Raw genomic sequence first — 11,988 nt, forward strand, 5'->3', positions numbered from 1 at the left:
AATCGCTTTATCAATCGTGACGCTGGCTTCGCCTTTTTTCCCTTTTACGGTTTTACCTGCCTGTTTTTCAATCGTAATAACCTCATGCCCGGCCTGACGAAACTCTGCTGCGGGTGAGGTGAATTCTGAGTCCTCAAACTCGTCAGTGATTAAAACGGCAATCTTCTTACTCATGCTTCCTCCGCTGGATCTGCATTGGATAAGGCAATTTTTCCCTGATGATGGATAATTACCTTGTGAACTACTAAGCCTGGTCGATAGGGCTGAGGGTGCAAGGCGGACAATTCTGGAAAGGAGTGAGGATGAGTCAAGTACTGATTACCGGGGCGACCGGGTTGGTTGGCGGACATTTATTGCGGATGTTGCTTAATGAACCGAAGATCCATTCCATTGCCGCGCCAACGCGACGTCCGCTGGCGGATATGCCTGGCGTCTATAATCCCCACGATCCGCAACTGACCGATGCGCTGGCGCAGGTCACCGATCCTGTCGATATTGTTTTTTGCTGCCTGGGCACGACCCGCCGTGAAGCGGGCAGTAAAGAGGCGTTTATCCATGCCGACTATACGCTGGTGGTCGACACCGCGTTGACCGGTCTCCGCCTGGGGGCGCAGCATATGCTGGTGGTGAGTTCGATGGGGGCCAATGCCCATTCGCCGTTTTTCTATAACCGCGTAAAAGGGGAAATGGAGGAGGTGCTGATTGCGCAAGATTGGCCAACGCTGACGATTGCGCGTCCGTCGATGCTGCTCGGCGATCGGTCAAAGCAGCGGATGAACGAAACCCTGTTTGCACCGTTGTTCCGGTTGCTGCCGGGCAACTGGAAATCGATTGAGGCGCGGGACGTAGCGCGCGCGATGCTGGCAGAAGCGCTGGCACCTGAACATGACGGGGTAACAATCCTGACAACGTCTCAACTGCGGGAAAAGGCGGCGTCAATATAGCATTTCCAAACATTTCCCAAAGGCGTAGTATTCACCGGCAAAATTATCTAACACTCCCTGGGGAATGCTATGGCTGGTCAGTCTTCGTCTCAGGCGGCAACACCGTTTCAATGGTGGAAACCCGCTCTTTTCTTTCTCGTCGTCATTGTTGGTCTCTGGTATGTGAAATGGCAGCCTTACTACGGTAAAGCCTTCACTGCCGCAGAAACACACAGTATCGGAAAATCTATTCTGGCACAGGCCGATGCGAACCCCTGGCAGGCAGCCTGGGACTATGCGATGGTCTATTTCATTGCGGTCTGGAAGGCAGCGGTATTGGGGGTGATCCTCGGTTCGCTGATTCAGGTTCTGATCCCGCGTGACTGGCTGTTACGCACGCTTGGACAGGCACGTTTTCGCGGCACGCTGTTCGGTACGCTTTTCTCTCTGCCCGGCATGATGTGTACCTGTTGTGCTGCACCGGTGGCGGCGGGGATGCGCCGCCAGCAGGTTTCGATGGGCGGTGCGCTGGCATTCTGGATGGGGAACCCGTTGTTAAACCCGGCGACGCTGGTGTTTATGGGCTTTGTCCTCGGCTGGCATTTCGCGGCGATCCGTCTGGTCGCTGGACTGGCGATGGTGCTGGTAGTGGCGACGCTGGTACAAAAATGGGTGAAAGAGCCTCCACAGACTGAATTGCCGGTGGAAATCACGCAGTCGGACGAGCAGGGCGGGTTCTTTGTTCGCTGGGGTAAAGCGCTATGGATGCTGTTCTGGAGCACCATCCCGGTCTATATTCTGGCAGTGTTGGTACTGGGTGCGGCGCGCGTCTGGCTGTTCCCTCATGCCGATGGCGCTATTGATAACAGCCTGCTGTGGGTGATTGCGCTGGCGGTAGCCGGTTGTCTGTTTGTGATCCCAACTGCCGCAGAAATCCCGATTGTGCAGACCATGATGCTGGCAGGAATGGGAACTGCGCCTGCGCTGGCACTGCTGATGACATTACCCGCCGTCAGCCTGCCGTCGCTGATCATGCTCCGTAAAGCGTTTCCGACAAAAGCGCTGTGGCTGACCGGTGCGCTGGTGGCGATTTCGGGTGTGATGGTGGGAAGTATTGCGTTGATATAAAACAGGAATGCCGGGGGCGCTTCGTTTGCCCGGCCTACGGTCGTACATTCTGTAGGCCGGATAAGGCGCTTACGCTGTCATCCGGCACACAACGACTTACTTGATAAACGTAAACGCCGTGGTGACGCGCTTCACGCCGCTGACCCGGCTGGCGATATCCGCCGCGGCTTTGGCTTCACGTTCGGTCACCAGGCCTAACAGGAACACTTCACCGTTTTCGGTTGTCACCTTCACGTTGGAAGATTTAACCTGGTCGCTGGTCAGTAACTGAGAGCGTACTTTGGTGGTGATCCAAGTGTCGTTTGAGGCGGTGCCCATACCAATCGGCTCACCCTGACGGATCTCGTTATAGACTTCGGTGGTACCATCGACGCCCATGGCAATCTGTTTGGCGCGTGAGGAGAGCTCGCTATTCGGCGACTGGCCGACCAGCAACACTTTACCTTGATAAGCCGTCACGTTAATTCGCGTTTCTTTCTTGATCTGTGCATCTTTCGACAGCGCACTGTTGACGCGCAGTTCCAGGGTTCCATCGTCCACCTGAGTGCCTACGCTACGTGGATCTGTTGCTGCTTTGGTACCAACGGCGGCGGTTCCGACAACAGCGGCGGCCACACAACCTTGCAACAGCAGAGCAGAAATAAGGACTGCGATTGGCGATAAAGCCTTCATGTGTACTCCTTAATCATCCTGGTGGGGGAAAAGCGTGTTATCGATCAGATCGCACAGGCAGTTTACCGTCAGCATATGCATTTCCTGAATGCGTGCGCTGTGATGCGAAGGGATGCGGATCTCAACATCCTGTGGCCCTAACAGTCCAGCCAGTTCACCCCCGTCATATCCGGTCAATGCCACAATCGTCATGTCTCGCGTGACCGCTGCTTCCACGGCCTTCACGATATCGCGGCTGTTACCGCGCGTCGAGATGGCCAGTAAGACATCACCCGCATGACCCAACGCCCGAACCTGTTTTGCATACACTTCGTCATGCAGACGGTCGTTGGCAATCGCTGTTAAGACCACATTATCCGTATTTAGTGCAATCGCAGGTAAACTAGGACGTTCTGTTTCAAAACGGTTAATCATGCTGGCAGCAAAATGCTGTGCGTTGGCAGCGGATGTCCCATTACCACAACAGAGAATTTTGTTGCCATTGAGCAGTGAATGAACCAGCGTCATGGCGGCACGAGAGATAGCATCCGGGAGGGCTTCTGCCGCGGCAATTTGCGTTTGAATGCTTTCGGTAAAGCAGACTTTGATTCTGTCTAACACGCTAATCCTTAAGAGCTAATCCATCAGGCTATTTTATTTGCCATTTGGACCTGGGCGGTACTCCCCCTCCTCACGTACAACATGTACGCGCCGGTGGTTCCGCGCTGTCCGTGTCCAGACTGGCTGCAACAATATATGCCCAATGGGTCTGCTCTGAATCTTCAATTATGAGCAGTCGGTAAAGGCATTTCTCAACCACTCAACGTCATTTCCGGTGAAGGCTAACACATCGAACCGGCAATCCACAGTATCAAAACTCCCATTGTGGCGCGCGAGCCACAAACGGGCGGCCTGTAATACTTTGCATTGCTTGCTGTGCGTCACACTGGCAGCGGCGCCACCGAATGCCGCAGAGCGTCGGTAGCGGACCTCAATAAAGACGGTTGTCTTGCCATCACGCATAATCAGATCAATTTCGCCGCCGCGTTCACGCACGTTGGCGGCGATAAAATGCAGTCCCTTGCGCTCAAGCCAGCGACGCGCGGTGGTTTCCCACGCGTCACCAGTCTGCTTGCTCGTTAACTGGCGGGGACGATCTGCCCTTGCTGGTACTGGAGCCATGATAACTTCCTGTTAATCACACAGTCCTGACTGGCGGTCAGCGCGCCGGTATTCCCATTAATTTCAAAACCCTGCACCTGACGCATCTGGGAGAAATGGTTGGCCAGCGACCAGGCATCGACGCCCATTGCATACATGCGCGCCAGCGAATAGTCGTTATGCACGGCACCGAGTGCCTGCTGCATCAGCGACGGGTTCGCGCCTGCCAGCATTGGGATCTCGCTGTACTGCAGGCCATCCATTTCCAGACGGAAGTCTGGGCCGGCATTCCCTTGCGCGCTGCGTGAGCTGGCGTAAAGCGTTGCACCGCTCTGGCTACCGTTGCGCATGGCGATCATCGGCTTGATGAAGGCTATCTCATTCGGGGTTGCCAGAATATAGACGGCGTCCACGCGACCTCCGTTACCGCTGATTTGCGCATCCGTTGGTGGGGCCGGGATGGTTAAATTGCCAATAGTGACGCCAGGTTGAGACGGCGTGCTCGCGGCAACAGGGCTACCGGTTAAGGCAATGCCGGAACCGCCGTTAACGCCCATACGCAGTTCCGCCGTTGAGCCAAATTTCTGCTGCAGCACCGTACCGCCTCCCAGTTTTTGCCACTCCTGGGCAAAGGCGTTAGCAACACGATCGCCAAGCGCGCTACGCGGGATCAGTAGCAGCGGCGACTGTTTACCCTGTTCATGAATATGGCGCGCGGCATCACGCGCTTCATCTTCCGGTGAGAGAGCGAAGTAACAGATGTTTGCCCGACTCTGTACCGATTCCGGCTGGTTAAGCGCCAGTACGTTCAGCGGGGTGTTGCTTTTGACCAGTTCGTCGACATTGTTTTTCAGCAGCGGACCGACCACGATGCTCGCGCCATCCTGCTGAACCTGCGCCAGGATCTGATCGAGCGGTTGGGCGCTGGTATCATAAATTTTCAGTTCTGCGGAAGGATTTGCCGCCGCGCTTGCGGTGGCTGGCTGCGCCGACGTAGCCTGCGGCGCGCTGACCGGAGCAGGCTGATCGGCCTGCTGTTCGTCGGTCAAATCACTCACTGACGCCTGAGAAGGGCTGGCGACGCCATCTGTCAGCTGCGGCTGCGGGTCTGCTGGCGTTGTGGCCGCAACCGGAGTCGGTTGCGCGGTGGGCTGCGTATCGACCGGTTGCGTACCGAGATTTTTGGCGGCTTCAAAGCCTTGTTGAATGGTGCGACCAAACACCGCAGCCTGACCATTTAGCGGCAGCAACAGGGCGATTTTGCTGGTGGACGCGGGCTTAAAGCTCTGTACGTTAACCAGTTGGGTTGGCAGCATTTTTGCGCCTGGATTCTGCGGATAGCGTTTTTGCCAGTCGGCAATACCTGCTTTCATCATGTCTGGATCGCTGCGGTTATCAAACCAGACGCGTTGCAGATCCAGCCAGCCCTGCAATACGTTTTCATCGGCGTTGATCACCAGAGCCTGGGCCTGCTCCGGCGTCATTGACGACAGCGCCTGCCAGGTGGCGTCGATGTTTTTCTGCTTATCCTTCTCGCCAAGCAGCGGTTCCTGAGCAATCAGGGCGCGCAGCAGTGAGAGTGACGGACGTCCCTGGCTGGCGTCAATCTGCGCCTGCCAGTAACGAGCCTGTTGATTTTGCTCGAAATCAGACGGGGTAAGCTTTTCCAGCAGCGACTGCGCGCCGGTAAAATCTTTCTGTGCCAGTTTGATTTCAGCGGCTAACAGCGACTGTTCCCGGCGCTGGGAATCATTCAGATCCTGCGGCAACTGATTAAACAGTTCGATAGCCTGCTGGCTTTTGCCTTCTTTCAGCAGTGCACGAATGGCGAGTAATTGCCAGTTGGTCTTGCTATCATTTGCGCTTTGCTGCATCTGTTGCAGATAAAAGCCGGAATCAGCTTGCGCTGTGCCCTGCATATGGGCAGTGCTCTGATCGGGCGCCTGGGTGCCACAGCCGACGAAAATCAGGGCTGCCAGAACGATGGGCAGACAGCGCGCGGCTTTTAAACGAGAGAATGTTAAGGGTACCATACTGTATCCAGTGATATTTTTTATACGCAATGCTCAATATTAAATCGGCAATACGGACGACACAATGACACAACACGAATCGGCGGAGAATTCTCGCGGCCAACTCTTTATTGTACCTACTCCAATCGGGAATTTGTCTGATATTACCCAGCGTGCGCTCGAAGTGTTACAAGCCGTTGATTTAATTGCCGCGGAAGATACTCGTCATACCGGATTATTATTGCAGCATTTCGCGATTAATGCCCGACTGTTCGCCCTGCACGATCATAACGAACAGCAAAAAGCAGAAACGCTGGTAGCGAAATTGAAAGAGGGGCAAAACATCGCGCTGGTTTCTGATGCCGGGACGCCGCTGATCAACGATCCGGGTTATCACCTGGTGCGTACCTGTCGTGAGCAAGGCATCCGTGTGGTGCCGTTGCCGGGTCCCTGTGCGGCGATTGCCGCGTTAAGCGCGGCGGGGTTGCCGTCCGACCGCTTCTGCTATGAAGGTTTTTTACCAGCGAAATCAAAGGGACGCCGTGACGCGTTGAAAGCTATTGAAACCGAACCGCGCACGCTGATTTTCTATGAATCCACCCATCGCCTGTTAGACAGTCTGGAAGATATGGTCGCAGTGTGGGGCGAATCCCGTTATGTGGTGCTGGCGCGCGAGCTGACCAAAACCTGGGAGACGATCCACGGCGCACCGGTAGGTGAACTGCTGGCGTGGGTGAAAGAAGATGAGAACCGGCGCAAAGGCGAGATGGTACTGATTGTGGAGGGGCACAAGGCGCAGGAAGATGACCTGCCTGCCGATGCTTTGCGCACTCTCGCACTCTTACAGACCGAGCTGCCGCTAAAAAAAGCGGCAGCGCTGACGGCAGAAATCCACGGCGTGAAGAAGAACGCGCTGTATAAGTACGCGCTGGAGCAGCAGGGATAACCGGCTACTTCACGATAACGGTAATCGTGGCGGTGCCTTTGAAATATCCAGGGGAAAGAACGCCCCCGGTTAAATTAACGGGATAGGCTTCCATATGGGTGACACCATGTCCGGAACTGTCGATCAGGATTGAACCCGGGTTAAATGGAACATTCACATTGGTATTTGTGATATCAACCAGGCGAATACCTACATCCGGAACATTATCCGTTTCCCGGCGTCGAGCGATTAGCACATACTGGCTCGCTAAATCGCTCGCTTCAATCTCCATATACAGGCTGTTTTTAATATCAGACATATCTCCGCAATCATAGACGATGTCAAAGTTGACGGGCGTGTAGTGTTCCGGCATTGCATCCTTGGTGGTGAAATATGCCGCACTGATGACGCCAAGATTAACTTGTATAACATCCCCCTGATTGATTTTGCAGCTTTGAGGGACGGTTATTCTTCCCTGGATATGCAGCTCTGCAATATTTTTGAATGTCTTTGGGTAGGTTGAGGAACTACTCCATGCTGCCTGTAGGTAAGCAATGGTGGTATCCGGAATAATAAGCTCACCCAAAAAAGGTTTACTGACATACAGCGTGAAAGTGGTGTCCGCGCCTATAGAGACATTAGGCAATCTTTTTTCTGGAGGATCGTCCTTGCAGACCCCCCTGTTCGAATCTGTGCTGTAGGATCCAGAGCTGTCTTTAATTGGAGATCCAATTTTGCTTGGGACGAGTACGGGTCCTGTTGATCCAGGAATATTGCTGATTTCAGTTTTAATATCCAGGCTATCATTCAAATGATAATAACCGCTCAGCTGCCCGGTTGCGGTTATCGCATTAGTTAGAAAGTAAAAGAGATTCACTTTTGTGCCAGTTGTACAATCACAGCTAATTTGATAACTCCCCCCCGTAGGCGGATTTGGAATGGGCCAGGTGACACCGGAGACATTCTGCTCTTTCGTCCAGTCCGCTGTGGCATCGGTGGTAAAATGACCGGCAGCTTCACAAAGCCCGGTCCCCGCCTGTGCAGATGAAATAAATGCCTGGACGTGCAGTACCAGGATAATGATCAACGCATATTTTCGCATCGGATTAATTTTCATTGGCAGCGTGCTGTGTCTTGTAAAATTGAGGAGGTGTTCTGCCGATTTTCTGGCAGGCTATAGGTGAATTGGCATTGCTGGCTGGTGTCGCTACCCCAGCGAATGGACCATGTCTGAGGCTTGTCGCTCACACCGGTGAGATACAGCACGCCGCCTTCATCAACAATGCTTTGTACTGGCTGTGTCTTATTGCTTGCTATAGAGCCAAAGGGGATGGGATTACCTTTAGCATCCGATAGTGTCAGTAGAACCCTGCGACCCGTTTGGGCATCAAAGTGGGCGATCACAGCGGCCCCTTGTCCAGGGACAACGACTTTGGCTGTTTCAGTGATGTCAACGTCATCCGGCATCATGGTCGTATCCAGAGAAATACGGTTTTCCTGGTAAGGCGTTAAAAACGGGATGACCGCGTTACCAAAATAGTCCGTTGCGATACCGGGATAGTTTTTAACCCGAATACCGGTGGCACCGTTGGCATTGATGAGCGCAAAGGTATTTCCCAGAGGTTGCGACAACGTTACGCCGTGCGGATGGGCCACGATACCGCCGGAAAGCCCATACCCCAGTTGACGGCTGTCAGCACTGTAATCGTAACTGCCGCTGAGCGAGCCAAATGCGGAGCGATAGTTTCCCGAAAGGCTACTGCCGTTATTGTCGTTATCTTCACTTTGGCGCTGCTTAACGCTATAGCTCAGGCGGTTGTCATCCAGCAGAGAGCCGTTAATGCCTAATTCATGCTGTGTGGCTCTATTTTTCTCCGTGGTGGTACGCCAGGTCGCATGGGCATGCTGAAGCCAGCGATCCAACGGTATGCTCAGGGTGAACGACACAGAACGCTCGCTGTCGCGATCCGCGGAGTCGGTGAATTGACCATTCAGGTTATAGCTAACCCCATAAACGTTGCCATTCAGCCCAACAGAGTAATTATTCTCTTTCTGCTGATCGCCCCAGTAATCGCGTTGCGAACCCGAGGCATAAAGACTTACATCCTCTATCAACGTTTGGCTGATGCTGAACTGGGATTCGCTTTTTTGACGATAGTTGTCATCAATGTCTCGCATATTAGCATCGGAAAAATTGTAATAACCGCCGTTGCTATAACGATAATAGCCCAGCGACAGGTTGGTTCCTGTTTCGGGCAAATCCTTGACGTACTGGACGCGCCAGACATTGCCCTCATAGCTGCTGCCATTATCAAGTTGCGTATCGGCCCGGCCCACATCCATCGATATCGACCCTAACTCGCCGAGAGTACTTCCTATGCCAAACGAGGCTGCGTGGTAATTTTTAGACGCCAACAGGCTACCATAGAGTGTGATAGCATTACTTACCCCATAGATTCCGGTAGTTTCGACGAAATCAGGTTCGTTGCTATCAGAGGATTGTGATGCGCGAAAACGTCCGGCGGTCAGGCTATATTTCAGGTGTCCAGGTCTTTGCATTACCGGGAGAGAAGAAAATGGCTGGATAAAATGGCGTACTGAACCATCGGCCTCTTCAATACTCACGTCCAAATCACCACTGGACGATGAGGGATAAAGATCATTGATTTCAAATGCGCCTGCGGGAACATTGCTCTGGTAAATGATATAGCCGTTTTGACGTACAGTAACAATGGCATTCGAGTTGGCAATGCCACGGATCGTGGGCGCAAATCCTCTCTGGCTGTTCGGTAACATGCTATCGTCGGAGTAAAGACGAGCGCCTGTAAATTGATAGCCCGGAAAGAGGATGCCTTCTGTTGCATTTTCACCAACGATGAATTGAGCTTTCAGGACCTTGATGTCCCTTTGCAACCAACTATTGATGCTGTCCCACTGGGTATAATCATCATTATGTGACCATGTAGAATAATTACGTACCCGCCATGGGCCGACGTTAGCGCCATTTTGCAGATTCATATACTGGCGTTGGCTGCGCTCACCATTTCCGTAATGGCTCTCCGAACCCGTAAAATTGTAATTACTAAAAACAACGGGAACGCCACTGTCCCAGCGTGAAGGATCGACATAATCTCTGGCATCTCGATAAAGTGCGATTTGCGGTACAGCCAATTTGAGTTTGCTATGGTTAAAATCAAATACCGCCACGCAACCGGGGATGGCTTTAGCCAGGTCGTCTACCTGCGTGCTATTCTCAGTATCTGTAAAAATCGAATATTCATCGATTTTAAAGCCTAATTCTCGTAGTTGACCCACTGTGAATTGTGGCTGTAACTGTTTATTGTTTGACGTAACAAAAACGATTGTTTGCTGTTTAATTTTTATGTTATTAATGAAAACATCAACGGAGTATGTTCCTGGCTGCTGTGCATTTTCGTGAGAGAAAAGGGAAAGGTCTACTGGTGTTTGCCCACTTTTACTGGTTTCCAGTAAGGATGGATCAAAAAAATACTCACTGGCTAAGACATTGCTGCCAGAAATATTCCCGCATGCAATAGTCAGCGGTAATATATATTTTATACAGCAATGAAGACGATTCATTGCTGTAGGTATATTATTTGATTCCTTCAAATATATATTCCGTTGATGGTTCATGGAGCCCTTATGACGTAACCTAATAATATTTACAGTAGCGAGCGAGTTTCTGTTGGAGAACTGCCACCATAATCATTAATAGCTGCCCACTTTACTGTCCGTCCTTCTGTAGACGTTAATGACAGCGATTTTTTTTCCAGGGGGGCGATGTATTCGATTTTATCGGTTAAGTCGGTTTTACCAAACGACAGTCCAGCGAAAACGACATAATAGGATGAAGGATTGTAAATGGTGAGTTTATTATCCGTAATACTGAACTCCAGTTTTTTAACAGCATCACTGGCTCTGCCTTTAAGACCTTTTGGGCGGTAAAACATTTTGATGCGGGTTTTAAACACCAGAGTCAATGCGTTGGCATTGACGATTTCCGTCTTTTTTTGAGCCGGAATCGCTCTTACATTAATAAAATACAGAGACTCTTGTTCTTCTGGAACCAGACCATCCGACTTTATAATGCGTAGTGTTGAGTCCTCTCCAGCATCAAGACGAAAAAGCGGTGGGGTGATAACAAAGGGACCGCGCGATCCATTACCCACATTTTCTACCCATGACTGAAGCAGATAAGGCATTTCTTCGCTGCGGTTGGCAAGCGGCAGTGCTGCCTCTTTTTTGCTGGCGTCATAGATGACTCGTGTTCTTTCCAGCACAATGCCGCCAGCATACGAGGGGCTCATTACGCTTATAAGTAATATTAAGAGAGCGAAGTTTGCTGTTCTGAACATGATTTACTACCCGAAAAGTCTTGATGATGTCTCTTTATCCTTAAAAAAGGATAAAGAGACATGATGAATAATCAACGATAGTCAAGCGTGACATCAACAGAAGCATTTGCTTCACCAGCGGTTATATCTTGTGCGTCAACAGTGGAGACGTAATAAGCGACTAAATTGAGATTCATGGTTGCCCCTGTGATAGGGAAAGATACCTTCGGATCGTTGAGTTTGTTCAGAAACATTTGCGTGCCGTCATTGGTGTCGATACGAATACCTACACCCGTTGCGGCCGTGTCCATTCCGGTGACGGCTACTAAGTTATTATCCGTACCGACCGTTCCGCCGTTAAGCGTTTCTAACCAAATCTGAAAAGAAGCATCGGTGGTGCCATCGACATGCTTCCAGGGAGCAATTGGACAATTTTTCAGTGGTATAGCGACAGGAATACTGGGGGTTTTATCGCCTATCGACTTGAACTGGCCTGCGGCATAATGTCCAAGCTCGATTTCCACAACTTCACCCCCAGCAAATTCGCATGTGCTGGTTAGTATTTGTCCTGTAAATTCGATCGTTCCATCTGTAGCCCAGGCATGACAAGCGGCAAATGTTAATAAACTCGCAATAGCGGTTTTGTTTATAATCTTCATCAAAACTTCCTCATCTATCATGTAAAATACATAATATGAATATTGAATGGATAAGAAACTACTCTAAAGATTATACCGCGTAGAAAGGGGGGAAGATTAAGGGTGGCTAATTTTCGGATTATATTTATATTTTATTTTCTGATTGTTTAGATGAGCGTTTATTAGCAGTATGTT

Annotated in this window: 12 protein-coding genes; 3 read left to right on the forward strand and 9 right to left on the reverse strand. The window is 51.3% G+C overall.

Annotated features, from left to right (window positions below; all coding sequences use genetic code 11):
* Window positions 1-201 (reverse strand): DJ-1/PfpI family protein (locus AB7E14_RS12495; RefSeq protein WP_428169565.1); only part of this gene is annotated, 201 nt, incomplete at its 3' end.
* Between the two features lie 101 nt (window positions 202-302).
* On the opposite strand from AB7E14_RS12495, the gene AB7E14_RS12500 reads away from it, so the two are divergent.
* Window positions 303-944 (forward strand): NAD(P)H-binding protein, encoded by a 642-nt coding sequence (locus AB7E14_RS12500; protein WP_316962567.1) that lies wholly within the window; start codon window positions 303-305, stop codon window positions 942-944.
* Window positions 945-1,013: 69 nt separating this feature from the next.
* Entirely contained in the window at window positions 1,014-2,051 is a 1,038-nt protein-coding gene (locus AB7E14_RS12505) for a permease (RefSeq protein WP_316962566.1), read from the forward strand.
* A gap of 96 nt (window positions 2,052-2,147) precedes the next feature.
* Here AB7E14_RS12505 and dolP read toward each other — a convergent pair whose 3' ends face one another.
* The 4 genes from dolP to AB7E14_RS12525 form a co-directional block, all read right to left on the reverse strand.
* A complete protein-coding gene (gene dolP, locus AB7E14_RS12510; RefSeq protein ID WP_042998268.1) occupies window positions 2,148-2,723 on the reverse strand; it encodes a division/outer membrane stress-associated lipid-binding lipoprotein in 576 nt (191 codons plus the stop codon).
* Window positions 2,724-2,732: 9 nt separating this feature from the next.
* Entirely contained in the window at window positions 2,733-3,323 is a 591-nt protein-coding gene (diaA, locus tag AB7E14_RS12515; protein ID WP_023246631.1) for a DnaA initiator-associating protein DiaA, read from the reverse strand.
* Between the two features lie 165 nt (window positions 3,324-3,488).
* Window positions 3,489-3,884, reverse strand: coding sequence for a YraN family protein (locus AB7E14_RS12520; RefSeq protein ID WP_316962565.1), 396 nt, complete (start codon window positions 3,882-3,884; stop codon window positions 3,489-3,491).
* Window positions 3,842-5,896: a penicillin-binding protein activator gene (locus AB7E14_RS12525; protein ID WP_316962564.1), complete on the reverse strand. Its 2,055-nt coding sequence runs from the start codon at window positions 5,894-5,896 to the stop codon at window positions 3,842-3,844. The genes AB7E14_RS12520 and AB7E14_RS12525 overlap by 43 nt, the downstream gene beginning before the upstream one ends.
* Before the next feature lie 64 nt (window positions 5,897-5,960).
* Between AB7E14_RS12525 and rsmI the strand changes: the two genes are divergently transcribed.
* On the forward strand, window positions 5,961-6,821 hold the full coding sequence (gene rsmI / locus AB7E14_RS12530) for a 16S rRNA (cytidine(1402)-2'-O)-methyltransferase (protein ID WP_044327325.1): 861 nt from the start codon (window positions 5,961-5,963) through the stop codon (window positions 6,819-6,821).
* A gap of 4 nt (window positions 6,822-6,825) precedes the next feature.
* Here the strand turns inward: rsmI and AB7E14_RS12535 are convergent, their stop codons facing one another.
* The 4 genes from AB7E14_RS12535 to AB7E14_RS12550 all read right to left on the reverse strand — a co-directional run bounded on the left by AB7E14_RS12535 (window position 6,826) and on the right by AB7E14_RS12550 (window position 11,814).
* The gene (locus tag AB7E14_RS12535) at window positions 6,826-7,917 is read right to left on the reverse strand and encodes a fimbrial protein (protein WP_230633005.1); all 1,092 of its coding nucleotides are present in this window, start codon (window positions 7,915-7,917) and stop codon (window positions 6,826-6,828) included.
* Complete coding sequence (locus AB7E14_RS12540; protein ID WP_428169566.1) at window positions 7,914-10,400, reverse strand: fimbria/pilus outer membrane usher protein; 2,487 nt, start codon at window positions 10,398-10,400, stop codon at window positions 7,914-7,916. Before AB7E14_RS12540 ends, AB7E14_RS12535 begins: the two co-directional genes overlap by 4 nt.
* A gap of 83 nt (window positions 10,401-10,483) precedes the next feature.
* Complete coding sequence (locus tag AB7E14_RS12545) at window positions 10,484-11,176, reverse strand: fimbrial biogenesis chaperone (protein ID WP_058587531.1); 693 nt, start codon at window positions 11,174-11,176, stop codon at window positions 10,484-10,486.
* Window positions 11,177-11,247: 71 nt separating this feature from the next.
* Window positions 11,248-11,814 carry a fimbrial protein gene (locus tag AB7E14_RS12550; protein WP_316962563.1) on the reverse strand — a complete coding sequence of 189 codons (567 nt, stop codon included), beginning with the start codon at window positions 11,812-11,814 and terminating at the stop codon, window positions 11,248-11,250.
* Window positions 11,815-11,988 lie beyond the last annotated feature (174 nt).

The sequence above is a fragment of the Citrobacter sp. genome, assembly GCF_050252275.1.
In the GTDB taxonomy this organism is placed as follows: Bacteria; Pseudomonadota; Gammaproteobacteria; order Enterobacterales; family Enterobacteriaceae; genus Citrobacter_A; species Citrobacter_A amalonaticus.

Bases quoted from the DNA above. Each gene is read 5' to 3' on its own strand.
- AB7E14_RS12545 (WP_058587531.1), bottom strand. From the start codon at position 11,176: ATGTTCAGAACAGCAAACTTCGCTCTCTTAATATTACTTATAAGCGTA.
- AB7E14_RS12525 (WP_316962564.1), bottom strand. From the start codon at position 5,896: ATGGTACCCTTAACATTCTCTCGTTTAAAAGCCGCGCGCTGTCTGCCC.
- AB7E14_RS12540 (WP_428169566.1), bottom strand. From the start codon at position 10,400: ATGAATCGTCTTCATTGCTGTATAAAATATATATTACCGCTGACTATT.
- AB7E14_RS12535 (WP_230633005.1), bottom strand. From the start codon at position 7,917: ATGAAAATTAATCCGATGCGAAAATATGCGTTGATCATTATCCTGGTA.
- AB7E14_RS12505 (WP_316962566.1), top strand. From the start codon at position 1,014: ATGGCTGGTCAGTCTTCGTCTCAGGCGGCAACACCGTTTCAATGGTGG.
- AB7E14_RS12520 (WP_316962565.1), bottom strand. From the start codon at position 3,884: ATGGCTCCAGTACCAGCAAGGGCAGATCGTCCCCGCCAGTTAACGAGC.
- AB7E14_RS12550 (WP_316962563.1), bottom strand. From the start codon at position 11,814: ATGAAGATTATAAACAAAACCGCTATTGCGAGTTTATTAACATTTGCC.
- AB7E14_RS12500 (WP_316962567.1), top strand. From the start codon at position 303: ATGAGTCAAGTACTGATTACCGGGGCGACCGGGTTGGTTGGCGGACAT.
- rsmI (WP_044327325.1), top strand. From the start codon at position 5,961: ATGACACAACACGAATCGGCGGAGAATTCTCGCGGCCAACTCTTTATT.
- dolP (WP_042998268.1), bottom strand. From the start codon at position 2,723: ATGAAGGCTTTATCGCCAATCGCAGTCCTTATTTCTGCTCTGCTGTTG.